General features: G+C 68.2%; 14 protein-coding genes. 6 read left to right on the top strand and 8 right to left on the bottom strand.

Features of this window, described 5'->3' with window-relative positions; translation table 11 throughout:
• Positions 1-32 precede the first annotated feature (32 nt).
• On the top strand, positions 33-536 hold the full coding sequence (locus AB0F43_RS16695; RefSeq protein WP_360476597.1) for a MarR family transcriptional regulator: 504 nt from the start codon (positions 33-35) through the stop codon (positions 534-536).
• Between the two features lie 163 nt (positions 537-699).
• Positions 700-1,620 carry a type IV toxin-antitoxin system AbiEi family antitoxin domain-containing protein gene (locus AB0F43_RS16690; RefSeq protein WP_360476594.1) on the top strand — a complete coding sequence of 307 codons (921 nt, stop codon included), beginning with the start codon at positions 700-702 and terminating at the stop codon, positions 1,618-1,620.
• A 238-nt stretch (positions 1,621-1,858) separates the two neighbouring features.
• Here the strand turns inward: AB0F43_RS16690 and AB0F43_RS16685 are convergent, their stop codons facing one another.
• Complete coding sequence (locus tag AB0F43_RS16685; protein WP_360476591.1) at positions 1,859-3,721, bottom strand: alpha/beta hydrolase; 1,863 nt, start codon at positions 3,719-3,721, stop codon at positions 1,859-1,861.
• Positions 3,722-3,818: 97 nt separating this feature from the next.
• Positions 3,819-4,502, bottom strand: coding sequence for an NBR1-Ig-like domain-containing protein (locus AB0F43_RS16680; RefSeq protein WP_360476588.1), 684 nt, complete (start codon positions 4,500-4,502; stop codon positions 3,819-3,821).
• 108 nt (positions 4,503-4,610) lie between these two features.
• On the opposite strand from AB0F43_RS16680, the gene AB0F43_RS16675 reads away from it, so the two are divergent.
• Complete coding sequence (locus AB0F43_RS16675) at positions 4,611-5,306, top strand: CHAP domain-containing protein (RefSeq protein WP_360476585.1); 696 nt, start codon at positions 4,611-4,613, stop codon at positions 5,304-5,306.
• Positions 5,307-5,346: 40 nt separating this feature from the next.
• Here the strand turns inward: AB0F43_RS16675 and AB0F43_RS16670 are convergent, their stop codons facing one another.
• Positions 5,347-6,069 (bottom strand): alpha/beta hydrolase, encoded by a 723-nt coding sequence (locus tag AB0F43_RS16670; protein ID WP_360476582.1) that lies wholly within the window; start codon positions 6,067-6,069, stop codon positions 5,347-5,349.
• Positions 6,070-6,098: 29 nt separating this feature from the next.
• Positions 6,099-7,148: a LacI family DNA-binding transcriptional regulator gene (locus tag AB0F43_RS16665; RefSeq protein ID WP_360476579.1), complete on the bottom strand. Its 1,050-nt coding sequence runs from the start codon at positions 7,146-7,148 to the stop codon at positions 6,099-6,101.
• Between the two features lie 110 nt (positions 7,149-7,258).
• Here AB0F43_RS16665 and AB0F43_RS16660 point away from each other — a divergent pair, with 110 nt between their 5' ends.
• The 3 genes from AB0F43_RS16660 to AB0F43_RS16650 are packed head-to-tail and all read left to right on the top strand — an operon-like array spanning position 7,259 to position 10,458.
• Positions 7,259-8,239, top strand: coding sequence for a sugar ABC transporter permease (locus AB0F43_RS16660; protein WP_360476576.1), 981 nt, complete (start codon positions 7,259-7,261; stop codon positions 8,237-8,239).
• A complete protein-coding gene (locus AB0F43_RS16655) occupies positions 8,220-9,146 on the top strand; it encodes a carbohydrate ABC transporter permease (protein WP_360476573.1) in 927 nt (308 codons plus the stop codon). The genes AB0F43_RS16660 and AB0F43_RS16655 overlap by 20 nt, the downstream gene beginning before the upstream one ends.
• Positions 9,147-9,159: 13 nt before the next feature.
• A complete protein-coding gene (locus AB0F43_RS16650) occupies positions 9,160-10,458 on the top strand; it encodes a sugar ABC transporter substrate-binding protein (protein WP_360476570.1) in 1,299 nt (432 codons plus the stop codon).
• 96 nt (positions 10,459-10,554) lie between these two features.
• Here the strand turns inward: AB0F43_RS16650 and egtD are convergent, their stop codons facing one another.
• From egtD to AB0F43_RS16630, 4 genes are read right to left on the bottom strand one after another with little or no spacing between them, the layout of a single operon-like run.
• A complete protein-coding gene (gene egtD / locus AB0F43_RS16645; RefSeq protein ID WP_360476567.1) occupies positions 10,555-11,520 on the bottom strand; it encodes an L-histidine N(alpha)-methyltransferase in 966 nt (321 codons plus the stop codon).
• On the bottom strand, positions 11,517-12,263 hold the full coding sequence (egtC, locus tag AB0F43_RS16640; RefSeq protein ID WP_360476564.1) for an ergothioneine biosynthesis protein EgtC: 747 nt from the start codon (positions 12,261-12,263) through the stop codon (positions 11,517-11,519). Before egtC ends, egtD begins: the two co-directional genes overlap by 4 nt.
• The gene (gene egtB / locus AB0F43_RS16635; RefSeq protein ID WP_360476562.1) at positions 12,263-13,597 is read right to left on the bottom strand and encodes an ergothioneine biosynthesis protein EgtB; all 1,335 of its coding nucleotides are present in this window, start codon (positions 13,595-13,597) and stop codon (positions 12,263-12,265) included. Before egtB ends, egtC begins: the two co-directional genes overlap by 1 nt.
• Entirely contained in the window at positions 13,594-14,820 is a 1,227-nt protein-coding gene (locus AB0F43_RS16630) for a glutamate-cysteine ligase family protein (protein WP_360476559.1), read from the bottom strand. The genes egtB and AB0F43_RS16630 overlap by 4 nt, the downstream gene beginning before the upstream one ends.
• Between the last annotated feature and the right edge of the window lie 91 nt (positions 14,821-14,911).

Below are 14,911 nucleotides of genomic sequence, written 5' to 3'. Positions count from 1 at the left end.
CTTACTAAGCCACAGAGGGAGGTGGTCAGGCGGTGAGTGCAGATCGCGACGACGATGCCGTCAAGCAGTACGCCGAACAGTTCGGCAACCTGCTGGCGGACACGGGCTGGCCGCGGATGGCCGCCCGGGTGTTCGCCGCCATCCTGTCCAGCGAAGAAGGGCGGATGACCGCGGCCGAGTTGTCCGACCAACTGCAGGCAAGCCCGGCCGCGGTCTCGGGCGCGGTCAACTACCTGGTCCAACTGCGCCTGGCCAACCGGGAGCGCGAACCGGGCAGCCGCCGGGACGTGTACGTGGTCCAGGACGACGCCTGGTACCAAACCATGATGAGCGAGGACCAGGCGATGGTCCGCTGGTCCGCATCGCTGCGCAAATTGCTCGACGCAGCCGGCGAAGGCACCGCCACCCACCGCCGCATCCGCGTCTCCCTCGCCTTCATCGACTTCATCAGCGGAGAACTCCAAGGCCTTAGCGACCGCTGGATCAAACGCAAAGCCGAACTGGACGCCCAACTGAACACCGAATACGGCAACTAGCGCCGTACCTCAGGAATCGGGGGGTTGGCCAGGCTGCTGGGGGCTTACACAGGTTATTTCCTGTTCAAGGCCCCGGGTTGGGGTGCACGGTCCCGAGAGCTGGTTGTCCACAGGCGCCGAATCGAGGTCCCATTTGGTGCAGGTACGACGGCATGTTGCCGGTATGAACCCGAAGTTGAGTGTGCTGACCGCCGCCCGGCGCGGGTGGTTCACCCGGGCGGACGCGAGGGAGGCCGGCTACAGCGACAGCGAGCTCCGGCGGCGGCTGCGGGACGGCCAGTGGTCGCGCCTGACCCGTGACGTGTACGTCGAACCGGCCGGTTGGCCGATCGGCGAATCCTCGTGGGACCGGACCCGACGACTGCACCTGCTGAAAACTCGCGCGGTGGTCGATCGCATGGGCAGCGGTGTGGTGGTCAGCCATCAATCCGCGACCGTGCTGCACGGTCTTCCGACCTGGGGGTTGGATCTGAGCAGGGTCCACGTGAGCAGAGTCCACGGCAGACAACGAGCCGATGGCATCGCGGACGTCCACCCCGCGCGGTTCCAGCCTGGGGAGATCACTGTGGTCGACGGCCTCCGGACTGTCTCGCCCGCGCGCGCGATCACCGAGGCAGCCTGTGTTTCGTCGTACGAGGTGGGCGTGGTCCTGGCGGATGCGGCTCTGCATCAGCGGCTCGTCACAGCGGACGCGTTGGTGACCACTGCGGATCGGCACAGGTTTTGGAGCGGATCGCCTGCGGCGCGGGCTGCGGTGCGGTTCGCCGACGGGCTGAGCGAGTCGGTCGGCGAGTCCCGGCTGCGGGTGCTGATGGCCAACCACGGTCTGCCGACGCCGACGCTTCAGGCGGAGATCCGCGATCAGGCTGGACGATTGATCGGCCGGGTCGACTTCCTCCTGCCAGGCCGGCTGATCGTCGAGTTCGACGGGGCGCTGAAGTACGGCGACACCGGCGACGCCGTACTCGCAGAGAAACGGCGCGAGGACCGGCTGCGCGCCTGCGGTTACCGGGTCCCTCGGACAAGCTGGGCCGACCTCGATCACCCACGGGCCACCGCGGACCGCATCCGCGAAGCAGCCTGAGCCGCAAAACCAGCCCAACCACAAGCCAGCCAGGGCCCGGGGACGGCCGGGTCTGGATCCGCCAGGACTAGGCGGTGCATCACCGCGTGGTGGCTGTGCACAGGTTATTTCTTGTCCACAGCAACCACGTCCTGTTCACGCCCCCCGCCAAAAAGCGCACATGACCAAGACCTGCAGCTGACATGCCGAGGGCCCGGCGGAAGGCTTCACGTCCGCCGGGCCCTTGGTCAGCGTGGTGTTACCGGAGGGTGCCGGCTGCCACTGTGTCGAGTGCTCGTTGGAGGAGGGGGTTGAGCTTGTGGTCGGTGGACTTGGAGTTGGGGAGGTGTACGGCGTTGCCGTCGACTGGGCCGTTCACCGGGTAGACGGAGAGCTCGGCGGGCAGGGGTGAGGTGCCGCAGACCTGGTCCTTGCCGGGGAGTTCGCCGGTGAAGACGTAGGTGTCTCCGATGGCTTCGGCACAGGACGAGGCGGAGCCGACGTACTGGCCGTGCTGGCCCTCGTCGTCGATGGCGACGAAGCGGGTCGCCCGCGCGGTGTCCTTGTGGGTGCGCAGCGCACCCTCGTACGCCGTGGCCGGGTCGAGCTCACCCTGGATCATCAGGATCCGCGGCGAGCCCTTCAGGTCGAGCTTGCGGTCCTGCGGCTGGTACGGCCAGAAGGCACAGAACGGTACGCCGTTCATGTAGCCGAAGAAGTCGTACTTCGCGGCCATCCGGTCCGCCTCGCGCAGGTAGAACCGCGGGTCGCTGTTCCATTTGGTGTCGTTGCAGCGGACCGTCGTACCGATCGGGCCGAGGTTGACCACGGCGTCACTTGACGACTTGGCCGCGGACTTGCGGGCGTCGGCCAGGATCGACCGGGTCGAGTCGACCCGGAGCGCCGCCGCGGTGACGGCGGCGGCCGGCGTCACGCCGTACCGGGCCCGCATCGCGGCGAGGGTGTCGAATGCCTGCAGCTCCGGCGAGATCCGGGCCCAGGCGCGGTCGACGTGCCGCAGCTCGATCTCGCCCGACGTGGACGGGTCCTTCAGGTACTCGTCGTGGACCAGGATGTCGAGCGTCGCCCGGATGAAGCGGACGTTGCCGTACTGGGTGCTGTAGATGATGCCGTCCAGGTCGTCACCACGCACCGACGACGTACCGGCCTTGACCCGCTCGACCAGGCCGGCGCGGACCGCGTTGTACTTCGACCGCACCTGGGTGAAAGTGCTGCCCAGGCCGGAGATCTGGTCGGCGTGCCGGGCGATCCACGGGAACAGCTGGGTGTCGCGACGGCGCTGGCCGGAGAACGGGTCGAAGTTCACGTTCTCCCACTGGGTGTGGGTCCAGTCCATGTTCGAGTCGATCACGAACCGGCCGACCTTCGACGGGTAGGTGTCGGCGTACCAGCCGCCGAGCCAGGTGCCGTAGCTGTAGCCGATCAGGTTCAGCTGCCGCGCCTTGAACAGCGCCCGCAGGAACTCCATGTCGTAGACGGTCTGGTGGCTGCTGACGAACTGGCTGAACTCGGTCGACGAGCAGGCCTCGGCGTACAGCTTTGCCTCAGCCACCTCGACCTGGTGGGTCAGCCGGGTGCGCTCCTTGAAGTCCGGGGTGGACGGCAGGGCGTTCAGCTTCTCGGTCGTCGTGAGGCACTGCAACGGCGTGCTCTGGCCGAACCCACGCGGGTCGAAGCCGAGCAGGTCGAAGTCACTGAACAGCTGGGGCTTCTCCACGGCCAGCGAGGCTGACAGGGTCAGGCCGGCGCCACCCGGTCCGCCCGGGTTGGTCGTCATCAGGCCCTTCGAAGTACCAGTGGCCTTGCTGTACGCGATGGCGACCTCGACGTCAGGGTGCGCGTCCGGGTGGGCCCAGTCCATCGGGACCTTCACCTTCGCGCAGTTGGTGGTCGGCGCCTGGGGGTAGAGCCGCTTGACCGCGGCGTCGAACGAGCAGACCGACCACGTGATCGGCTGGTCGAGGTACTTCTGCGGTATGGACGGGACCGGCGGATCCACCGGACCTCTGGCCTGCGGTGCTGCCGAGGCCGAGCCGATGGCCACCTGGGGCACGACGAGTGCCACAGCCACGGCCAGAGCGATCTTGGGAAGTCTGATCACTGCCAACTCCTGTGTGTCCGGGCGGGTTCACGAGAGCAGCAACCTAGTCCGGAACGGCCACCGGGAACACCCACCAAAGCAAGGTCAAGGGCAATCCCTAAAGTTCGTAGACCGTGAAGATCGTGCAGTACACCGGTGGCGACTCCAGTCCGGGGTAATACAGCCGCCCGGCCTCATCGGTGATTTTGAAGTACGCCGTCGACGCGCCGACCTGGGACGGCGCCTGAAACGTCATCGACACCGACACGATCTCCCCCGGTACGGCGTCCGGCAGCGGAGCGCGATGCGGTGACCGCAGCCACCCCGGCGTCCCGGCCGCGCCCTGCCGGGTGAGCCAACGGTCGCGCCAGGGCCGTTCACCGCTGTTACGGATCTCCCACGTCTTCTCGAACTCCTCGTCCCGGCGCACCCGCGTCCCGTCCGGCACGCTCTCCCCCACCAGCTCGGCCCGGTCGTCGGGGTGGTGGTCGACCGGCACGGAGCCGCCGAGCAGCACCGGCTGGATGTGCCTGCGCCCGTCCCGGAGCGACACGTCCCGGCCGGCCCGTACGGCGGCGTCCAGCTCCATCAACTGGTTGACCAACGCCTGGCCGGCGCCGAACGAGGCGTCGTACCACTCGATCAGCTCACGGCTGGGCTTGGTGTGACCGCGCTCGACCCGGGACAGATGACCCTTGTCCCAGCCGGACTGGGCGGCGGCGCGCGACAGTGGTACGCCGGCCGCTTCCCGGAGCTCGCGCATCCGGCAGCCGATCACAAAACGAGCCTGTGCTGGCCTCACGGGCGCACTCCCGAATCGATCGTTGCCCACTGCGACAACACGGTAACCCTCTGATTCTCTGAAAGTCAGTACCAGTTCGCCACTGAATGAGCGAAAAGGACCAACATCATGCGTACCGCCCTCCTGCGCATCACCGCCCGACTCACCGCCGTCACCCTGCTCGGGGCCGGCGCCCTGTTCGGCGCCGGCACCCTGCCCGCCCACGCCGCCACCGGCACCGTCGTCACCGACAGCGGGACCGGCGTGACCATCCGCTCCGGCAACGCGACCAGCTTCGGCGCGGTCGGCACCCAGCCGAACGGCCCGGTCCAGATCGACTGCCAGATCTACGGCGAGCCGGTCACCGGCAAGTTCGGCCGCAGCCTGATCTGGGACCACATCCCCGGCAAGGGCTACATCTCCGACGCGTACGTCGACACCGGCAGCTCCGGCCTGGTCGCGCCGCTGTGCACCAGCAACCCACGGGCCGACAAGGCCATCGCCTGGTACTCCGCCCGCAACGGCTCGACGGCGTTCCAGGGGTACTGCGAGATGGCCGCCGAGAACTCCTACGGCAAGACCGGGATCTACGCCTCGGCCAAGGCCAACTGGAACGACGCCGTCGCCCGCGGCGCCGCCCACCGCGGCGACCTGAACCCGCCGAAGGGCGCCCTGGTCTTCTGGGATCTCGCCGCACCGTACGGCCACGTCGGCGTGGCCCGCGGTGACGGCTACTTCTGGGCCACCAGCGTCAACGGCCGGATCGGCCTGGCCAAACTCCCCTACTACTCCAACTACCTCGGCTGGGCCTGGCCCAACTTCTGAGCCCACCGAGTTCGAAGCACCCGGACGCGCCTCCCGCCCCTCACGCGTCCGGGTGCTCGATTCTGTCCAGCCAGTCGGCAACCAAGGCTCGGTACAGGCCGCAGGACCGGACCGGCAGCTCATGACCTTCTAGGTCGAGCACCACATAGGTGGCCCGGGGGTAGTCGTCGAGGATCAACCAGGCGTCGGCGTAGCCGGTCATGGTGTCTTGGCGGCCGGTCACGATGAGCGTTGGCCCGTCGAAGCGCGCGGCCGGGTCCTCGCGCAGGGCATAGGTGGAGACATCGCCCTGGATCCGGCTGAGGAAGGCGAGATCCGCCTGCGCCTCGGCGACGTCGTAGTACTGGCGTTGCTTGGCATGCCAGGCGGGTGACTTGGTCAGCTCGTCCGTGGGCAACGTCCGCTGAGCGCGGTCGACGATGATGCCGGGGACTCTGAGCAGCAGGCCGAGGATGCGAGACGGGTCGCGTCTGACGATGCCGCGGGAGTGCAAGGCGCCGGCCGACGTACCGGCGAGGGCGAACCGCTCGGAACCGGCGACCTCGTCGATCAACGAGGCGATCGCCGCGAGCATCCCGTCCTGGTCGGTGATCCCGGGCACCGCGGGAGACTTGCCCGTCCCCGGCGGGTCGACGTAGATCCGCCGCCAGCCATCGCGTCCCTCGAACACCGGCTCGTGGATGTCGCGGCCCTCGCCCGCGTCCCCGCCCCAGCCAGGCAGGAAGACGATCGGCCGCCCGTGACCGAAAGACTCGTAGTGCACCGAACGACCATAACCACGGCCGGGACGGCTCAGTGTGCGTTTCTCTTACGGGCAGAATCCAGGGGCCGCTCACCCGAGCCGCGCTTGATCAGTGCGCACGGCAACATGATCCGCTGCGGCGGGCGCGTGTCGGCGCCCGACGCCCGGTCGAGCAGCAACCGCGCCGCGTTGCGACCCAACTCGGCGATGTCGGACGAAACGACCGTCACCGGCGTCGGCAGCATGTCGGCGAGCCGGAAGTCGTCGAACCCGACCACCGCCGGCTCCGCGCCGAGCTCCTGCAGGGCGCGCAGCACACCCTCGGTGAGGAAGTTCGTCGAGGCGAACACCGCGGTCGGCGGATCGGGCCGCAGCATCAACTCGAGCGTCGCCTTCCCGGCCGCCTCCGCGGTGCCCTCCGGCAACTGCACGACGAGCGACTCGTCGACCTCGATCCCCGCCGATCGATAGGCCCGGCGGTACCCGCGCAGCCGGCGGCCGGTCGTGTAGTACGACGGCGCCAGCAGGATCGCGATCCGTCGATGACCCTGGTCCAGCAGGTGCCCGGTGGCGAGCCGCCCACCGCCCTCGTTGTCGACCATCACGATGTCGGCCTCGATCCCGTGCGCCGGCCGGTCGACGAACACCACCGGTACGCCGGCGCCGGCCAGGAACGAGTGGTCGCCCTGGTCCGGCACGATCATCAATCCGGCCACCTGCCGGCTGACCAGCTCCTGGATCGCCCGCTTCTCCCCCTCCGGATCCTCGTCGACACTTCCCAGTACGACGGCGAACCCGGACTGCCCGGCGACCTCGAGCGAGGCCTTCGCGATCGTCGCGTAGAACGGGTTGGTCAGGTCGCCCAGCACCAGCGCGAGACTCGACGACTTCTTGCCCGGCCGCAGCGCCCGGGCCACCTCGTTGCGCTGGAAGCCGAGCTCCGCGATCGCGGTCCGGACCCGCTGCGCGGTCTCCTCCCGGACACCGTGGCCGCCGTTCACCACCCGCGACACCGTGCCCAGCCCGACACCGGCGCGGCGGGCGACGTCGATCATCGTCGGCCGGCTGGCTTCCGGGACGGTTGGAAACGTTTCTGACACGGGGTTGACTTCCTTTTCGCGACACGGCATCGTCACCCCACAGTAAATCCTTGGAAACGTTACCGTCCAGGAGGCCGGATGAGTCCTTCGGCGAGCGGAGCGAGCGAAGCATGAGCAGAGCGTCTCGCGGCGGTGTGAATCGGGCCCGTCGTGACGGCCTGGCCCGGCGGCGTCGCAGCCGGGGCGGGATGGGCAACAACGCCGGGTCCGACGTAAAGGCGGCGTACCTGTTCATCGCTCCGGCGATCATCGGGTTCACCGTGTTCGTGGTGTATCCGCTGATCCGTTCCTTCTACCTGTCCCTGACCCGGTACAACGGGCTGAGCGACCCCGTGTTCGTTGGCCTGGGCAACTTTCGCCGGCTGTTCACGGTGGATCCGGCGTTCTGGCCGTCGCTGCGGGCGACGGCGTACCTGGTCGTCCTCTACGTCCCCTTGTCGCTGATCCTCGGGCTGGCGCTGGCGATGTTCTGCAACCAGCGGTTCGCCGGGGTGCGGCTGGTCCGCACGCTCGCCTACCTGCCCGTCGTCCTGCCGGTGGTCGCGACGATCACGCTCTGGAAGTTCATCCTCAACCCGCAGGTCGGCCTGCTGAACACGGTGCTGGACCGGCTCGGCCTGCCGACCAGCCTGTGGCTGCAGAGCCCGACGATGGCGATGCCGTCGATCGTGCTGGTGATGCTGTGGGGTGTCGGCGGGACGATGATCATCTTCCTCGCCGCCCTGCAGGCGGTGCCGACCGAGTTGTACGAAGCGGCCCGGGTCGACGGCGCCGGCGCGAGGTCGATGTTCGTCCGGATCACCTTGCCGATGATCAGCCCGATCATGTTGCTGCAGGTGATCCTGCAGACCACGGCCGCGCTGCAGACGTTCAACCAGCCGAAGATCCTCACCAACGGCGGGCCCGGCTTCAGTACCAACGTGCTGATGCTGGCGATCTACAACAACGGCTTCTCCAACCTCGGCCGGGTCCCGCAACTGGGGTACGCGTCCGCCCAGGTCTGGGTGCTGTTCGTCGTGATCATCGCCGTGATCGCCCTGACCGCGAAGTTCTCCTCGCTCTGGACCTACAGTGACAACACTCCCGACTGAAGCCGCCGCCCCGGTCGTCCCGGCGACGGAACCGCCGGCACAGGGACGACCGGGGCCCCCGAAGAAACCTCGCCTGCTGGGTACGACGGCGTGGCACGTCACCGCGTTGCTCATCTGCTCGGTGATGATCGTCCCGCTGCTGTGGATGATCACCATCGGCCTGAAGAGCAGGACGGCGGTGTTCGACGTACCGCCGAAACTGCTGCCGACCGAATGGAACTGGAGCAACTTCGTCAACGGCCCGGAGGCGATCCACTTCCCGCGGTTGTTGCTGAACTCCACCATCATCACCGCGCTCAGTGTGTTCGGCGGGGTGATGACCTCGATGATGGCCGGGTACGCGCTGGCCCGATTGCGATTCCCGGGCCGCAAGCTGTGGTTCTACCTGTTCGTCGGCAGCATGCTGCTGCCCGGCGTGGTCGGCCTGATCCCGTTGTTCCAGCTCTACAAGAGCATCGGGTGGTACGACACCTGGCTCCCACTGATCGCGCCGGCCTTCTTCGGCGGCAACCCGCTGTTCATCTTCCTGGCCCGGCAGTACTTCCTGGCGATCCCCTACTCCATCGACGAAGCGGCCAAGATCGACGGCGCCGGGCACTTCCGGATCTTCACCAGCGTGATGCTGCCGTTGACCCGGCCGGCCTGGATCACGATGGCGATCCTCGCGTTCCAGGCGTCCTGGAACGACTTCCTCAACCCGCTGGTCTACCTGTACTCCGCGGAGAAGTGGCCGCTGTCGGTCGGGATGGCGTCGTTCATCTCCTCCTTCGCCGGTCAGACGCCGGACTGGAGCTACTACATGGCCACCAACCTGCTCTACATGCTGCCGCCGCTGATCATCTTCTTCGCCGCGCAGCGCTACTTCATCCAGGGTCTCGGCGCTCTCGGCAGCACGAACCAGAAATAGAGGGGATCCTCCTGTGAAACGCACCTACTTCGTTACAACGTTGGCGTGTGCCGGTCTGCTGACGGCAACGGCCTGCGGCGGCTCGGACTCCGGCGGTACGGCGGACGGCCCGGTCACGGTGACCGTGATGACCTGGGAGTCCGTGCAGACGAACGCCGCGATCAAGAAGGCCCTGGCCGAGTTCAAGGACGACAACATCAAGGTCGAGCTGCTCGAGACGCCGAGCGGAAACTACGGCGACAAGCTGGCGTCGCTGACCCAGGCGAAGAAACTGCCGGACCTGTTCTGGTGCGGCAACGACACCGAGCAGCAGTACACGACGCAGGGCCTGCTGGTCGACTGGACGGACAAGATCACCAACGGCGACGGCGACTTCAAGGCCGACAAGTTCGTACCGTCCGCGATGGAGAACTGGAAGACCGCCGACGGCCAGATGGGCGGCCTGCCGTCGCTGATGAACGTCTCCGGCGTCTGGTACAACGCGGACGCGTTCAAGGCCGCGGGCCTGCCGGAGCCGAAGGCCGGCTGGACCTGGGACGAGATGTACGCCGCCGCCGCGAAACTGACCGGCAAGAACGGAGCGAAGTACGGCCTGGTGGCGGACCCGCTCACCGCGTTGGACGGCCCGTTCACGATGAGCACGTACTCCGTCTCGGCCGGGGGCGCACCGTTCACCGACAACGTGAACCACCCGACCAAGGCGGAGGCCGACGGCAAGTTCACCGAAGGCGTGCAGAAGCTGGCCGACGCGGTCAAGGCCGGCACTGTCGCGCCACCCGGGTACGACGTCTCCAACGTGCAGGGACTGTTCGCGGCCGGGAAGGTGCCGATGATGTTCGGCGGACAGTGGCTGGCGGCCGGGTTCCAGACCGACAAGCCGAAGGTGAAGTACGGGTTCGCTCCCCTTCCGCAGGTCGACACCCCGGCGACCGTGTACGACGCGGTCGGCATCTGCACGCCGTCGTACACGAAGAACCAGGACGCGACCTTCAAGGTGTTGCAGTACCTCAACACCGACGTGTGGAACGCCGTACTGCCCGCCTCGCCGGTGGCGCCACCGGCGTACACCCCGGCGCAGGCGAGCTACTTCGACGCGCTGACCAAGGCACAGCAGCCGAGCGTGGTGGAGACCGTGAAGGCGGGTCTCGGCGCGGAGAAGACGGTCGGCGTGCGGTACACCACCCAATGGGCCCAGCAGGTCGCCGACCTGACCACGGCGTACTACCAGCCGATCCTGACCGGCAAGAAGCCGATCTCCGAACTGCAGACGTACGTCGGCAAGGTCAACGACCTGATCAAACAAGGCGGCTGATCCGCATTTGGCTGGTTGACCAGCGAGCTGGTGGGTTTGCCACCCGTAATCAAGGTGGCAAACCCACAACGTGATGGGTCAGCCAGCCAAATGGGGTCACACGGCTTGCCAGAGGGAGAGGGCGAAGCGGGCTTCGGCGTCGGTCCACCAGGCCGCGTCGGTGAAGCCCGCTCTGTTCAGCTCGGCCTGGACGGTGTGGTGCTGGAACTTGGCGGAGATCTCGGTGCTGAGCTCCTCACCTTCGGCGAAGTCGATCTCGAGGTGGATCTCGGGGATCAGGACCCGCATCGCCCGGTCGGCGCGCAGGTGCATCTCGATCCACTCGTTCTCGGCGTCCCAGACCGCGACGTGACTGAACGCGTCGACGTCGAAGTCCGCACCCAGTTGCCGGTTGATCACCCGCAGCACGTTCCGGTTGAATTCCGCGGTCACGCCCGCGCTGTCGTCGTACGCCGCGACCAGGGTCTCGGGGTCCTTGACCAGGTCGGTTCCGAGCAGGAGCCATTCGCCCGGTTCGAGGACGTCGCGGACCGAGGCGTAGAAGGTCGCGCGTTCGGCCGGCAGCAGGTTCCCGATGGTGCCGCCGAGGAACGCGACGATCCGTGGCGGCTCGCCCGGGAGCTTGTCGAGATGCGCGGTGAAGTCGCCGACGACACCGTGCACGTCGAGCGTCGGGTAGTCGACGTTGATCGCGTCGGCCGCCTCCCGCAGCGCGGACTCCGATACGTCCAGCGGGACGAAGCTCGTCAGCGTGCCGTGGTCACGCAGCCCGTCGAGCAGTAGCCGTGTCTTCTCGGACGAACCCGATCCGAGCTCGACCAGCGTGTGTGCCTTGGTGATCGCCGCGATCTCACCCGCGCGGGTCTGCAGGATCTCCCGCTCGGCGCGGGTCGGGTAGTACTCCGGCAGGCGGGTGATCTGCTCGAACAGCTCACTGCCGCGGGCATCGTAGAACCACTTCGGCGGCAGCCACTTCGGGTCGGCGGTCAACCCCGCTCGGACATCCTCTCGCAGGCTGCGGGCGGCGTAGTCCGGAGTCAGATGGACGTCGATCTGGGTCACTGTGGTCCTGGTCCTTCCATCGGCGTGATACGCAGCGTCGTGGCGGTGGCCACGAGCAACGAGTAGTCAGGTACTTCGGTCCAGCCGTCTGAATCAAACGGCTCCGAGCTGACGGTGATCGAGTCAGTGGCCTGCCGCACCCACAAGGAATGCGTCCAGGTGGTCGCGACGAGTTGCTCCCCATCGGTCAGCAACACATTCAGCCGCGACCCCGGCGCTGCGGCTTCCACCTCTTGTACGACTGACGCGACCGCGTCAGCCGGTGGCGTTCCGTCGTACAGGCGCTGCTGGATGAGCGCCCACAGCAACGCTGAATCCGTCGGCGCATCGAGGCGGAGCAGCTCGGCGACCGGGAGTCGCTCGGCCAACTTGAGCGTGGCGTCCGGCCAGCCGGTGATCATGCCGTTGTGGCTGAAGAACCAGCTCCCCGCCTGGAACGGGGCGACCGCGGACTCTCCGAGCTGCATGCCGACCGTGCCGTTGCGTACGGTGGCGAGCACCGCGCCGGACCGGATGGAGCCGGCCAGACCTGGAAGGTTGTCGTCTGCCCAGATCGGCACGTTCCGGCGATAGCGTACCGGCTGGTCGGCGTACCAGCCGATGCCGAAACCGTCGGCGTTGACGGAGCCGCCGCCGCGCATGTCGTCCGGCGCCCAGCTCTGTTCGTACAGGGAGTGCGAGGGCTCCAGCACGATGGAGGCGAGGGTGACGGGCGGGCCCAGGTAGGCCAGGTGCCGGCACACTAGGCGAGCTCCTCAGGGCGTGGGTCGCGGGCGCAGCGGAAGCCGGCGAAAATCTGGCGGCGGATCGGGTAGTCCCAGTTCCGGAAGGTGCCTCGGGCAACGACCTCGTCGGTGCCGAACGAGCCGCCGCGCAGCACCTTGTAGTCGGTGCCGAAGAAGACCAGCGAGTACTCGTCGTACGGGAACGCCCGGAAGCCCGGGTACGGCCGGAAGTCGCTCGACGTCCACTCCCACACATCGCCGATCAACTGCTCCACACCGAGCGGCGACGCACCCGCCGGATACGCGCCGACCGGGGCCGGGCGCAGATGCCGTTGGCCGAGGTTCGCGTGCTGCGGGCCCGGGTTCTCGTCACCCCACGGGAAGCGCCGCGTCCGCCCGCTCGCCGGGTCGAACCGCGCCGCGAACTCCCACTCCTCCTCGGTCGGCAGCCGCTTTCCGGCCCACTTCGCGTACGCCTCGGCCTCGTAGAAGCAGACGTGCATCACCGGCTCGTCCAACGGCAACAGCTCCCGATGCCCGAACCGAACCCGCCACCACACACCGTCCGCGAGCTCCCAGAACCGCGGCGCGGTCAGCGACGCCTTCCGCACATGGGCCCACCCGTCCTCGGACCACCATTGCGGATCGTCGTACCCGCCGCCGAGCACGAACCGCAGGTAGTCCCCGTTGCTCACCGGCGCGGCGTCGATCACATACGGCGCGACGTGTACGGCGTGAGCCGGTCGCTCGTTGTCCAGCGCCCACGGCTCGACCGACGTACCCATCTCGAAGACTCCGCCAGGCACCAGCACCTCACCAGCGGCGAGCCGACGTCCGGCCGGTGGCGGCGGCGCGTCGAGCACCGGCACACCGGCGCGCAGCTGGTGCGTCGCGAGCATGGTCTCGTCGTGCTGCTGCTCGTGCTGCGCGATCATCCCGAACGCGAACGCGTTGTCCACCAACTCGCGCCCGCCGTCGAAGTTCACGTGGTCGAGGACGTCGAGCACCTTGTCCCGCACCTCGACGACGTACGACCGCGTCTCCGCCGGGCCGAGCAGCGGCAGTGACGGCCGATCCGCGCGCGGGTGCATGAACGCGTCGTACAACTCGTCGATGTCCTGCCGGAGCGGCTCGCGGCCGCCGACGTCGCGGACGAGCCAGAGCTCCTCCTGGTTGCCGACGTGCGCGTAGTCCCAGATCAGCGGGGACATCAGCTTGGAGTGCTGCTTGACCAGGTCGTCAGTGTCGACCGCGTCGGTCAGCTGCACGGTCCGCGCCCGCGACCGCTCGAGCTGCTCGGCGACGTACGCGCGCAGCCCTTCGGCGGACAGTTCAGACAGGTCGTGGGTCATGAGGCTCGCCTTCTTTGGGTGTCGTCGACGATGCGATGCAGCCGGGTTGCGACTTGATCGCTGAGTACTTGGTCCACGCCGGTCCGGTCGAGTGCGCGGGTGCCCAGTTCGACCACGGCCCGGGCGGCGTCGAGGACCGACTTGTCCTCGAGCCCTTCGCGAGCCGCAGGAAACCAGCGTCCGGCCGCGGGCTCCGCCGCGGCGAGCACCTGATCGATGGGCACCGCGTCGGACATCAGCGCGGTGAGCAGAAGAGTCGGGGCGATCCAGCCGTCGCCGGTCTGCGCGTCGAGGTAGCGCACCTCGAGATACCCGCGGGGGCGCACCGGCGGGAACAGCGTGGACAGGTGGTATTCGAGATCGTCGTACGTCGGTCTGTCGCCGGGCAACTCGCCATCCGCCCAGGCGCCGAACGTCAGCCCGGCGGGTGCGTCCCAGGTATCGCCGCGGCGGAAGCACAGCACGGGTGCTTCCATCGCCATCCGCGCCCACGCGGCGGCGGGATCACCGTCGAGCGGCGGCGGCTCGGTGAACGGAGCACAGGTGCCGAAGGTCGCCTCGGTCCGCGCAGACGCCCAGCCCGTGTCCGCGCCGGCGCGGCGCCGGGAGTTCGCGAACAGTCCGACCAAGGCCGGGCCGAGGTCGTGCAGGGCGCGCCAGCGCAGAGCGGTCTGATCCGCTTCACCGGCGTCGAGGCAGATCTGCAAGCCGGCCGTGCTGCACATCATCCGGGGACCGTGCGGGCCGAGGCGCTGGAACGCGGCCTCCATGGCGGCGTAGCGCGGCACGGTCAGGATGCGGCGGGGTTCGCGGAAGGCGTCCAGGCCGTGATCGCCCGGGACTAGGTCCGCGTCGAGAAGAAGAGAGGTCAGTTCGGCTGCGTCGGCGGCGGTGTCGTCGATCAGCCGGGGAATCGAGGCGGAGGCGGGACCGGAGAGTTCCACCTGGCCACCCGGCTCCACCGTGACCAGCGCACCCCGCCCGAGCGGCTCCTGTGGGCTGCCCCGGACCAGGGTGGCGGGCGCATGCACGCCCAGGGCCTTGCGCAGTCGATCGGCGTCGAGGGGCCGGTGCGGGTCGTCCGCATGATGCACCGTCCACTCGAGCTCGACGCCGTGCAGTTGCGGAGGACCATGCTTGAAACAGATCATCGCGACGAATCCCTCCGCCTCGGCCCGCGAGCCGATCGGAGTCGTCACCGGAGCACCACCGGACGAGGTCATGGGGCCTCCCGGCCTGGACTGAGGAGCGCAGGGAGCCCGGTCATGGGGCCTCCCGGCCTGGACTGAGGAGCGCAGGGAGCGAAGCGACTGG

The sequence above is a fragment of the Kribbella sp. NPDC023972 genome, assembly GCF_040639075.1.
GTDB lineage: Bacteria > Actinomycetota > Actinomycetes > Propionibacteriales > Kribbellaceae > Kribbella.
The sequence above is the reverse complement of the archived record's forward strand: the minus strand, read 5'-3'. Positions and strand labels throughout refer to the sequence as shown.

Excerpts from the sequence above, each read along its gene's own strand:
- egtB (WP_360476562.1), bottom strand. The coding sequence starts at position 13,597 with ATGACCCACGACCTGTCTGAACTGTCCGCCGAAGGGCTGCGCGCGTAC.
- AB0F43_RS16630 (WP_360476559.1), bottom strand. The coding sequence starts at position 14,820 with ATGACCTCGTCCGGTGGTGCTCCGGTGACGACTCCGATCGGCTCGCGG.
- AB0F43_RS16690 (WP_360476594.1), top strand. The coding sequence starts at position 700 with ATGAACCCGAAGTTGAGTGTGCTGACCGCCGCCCGGCGCGGGTGGTTC.
- AB0F43_RS16675 (WP_360476585.1), top strand. The coding sequence starts at position 4,611 with ATGCGTACCGCCCTCCTGCGCATCACCGCCCGACTCACCGCCGTCACC.
- AB0F43_RS16660 (WP_360476576.1), top strand. The coding sequence starts at position 7,259 with ATGAGCAGAGCGTCTCGCGGCGGTGTGAATCGGGCCCGTCGTGACGGC.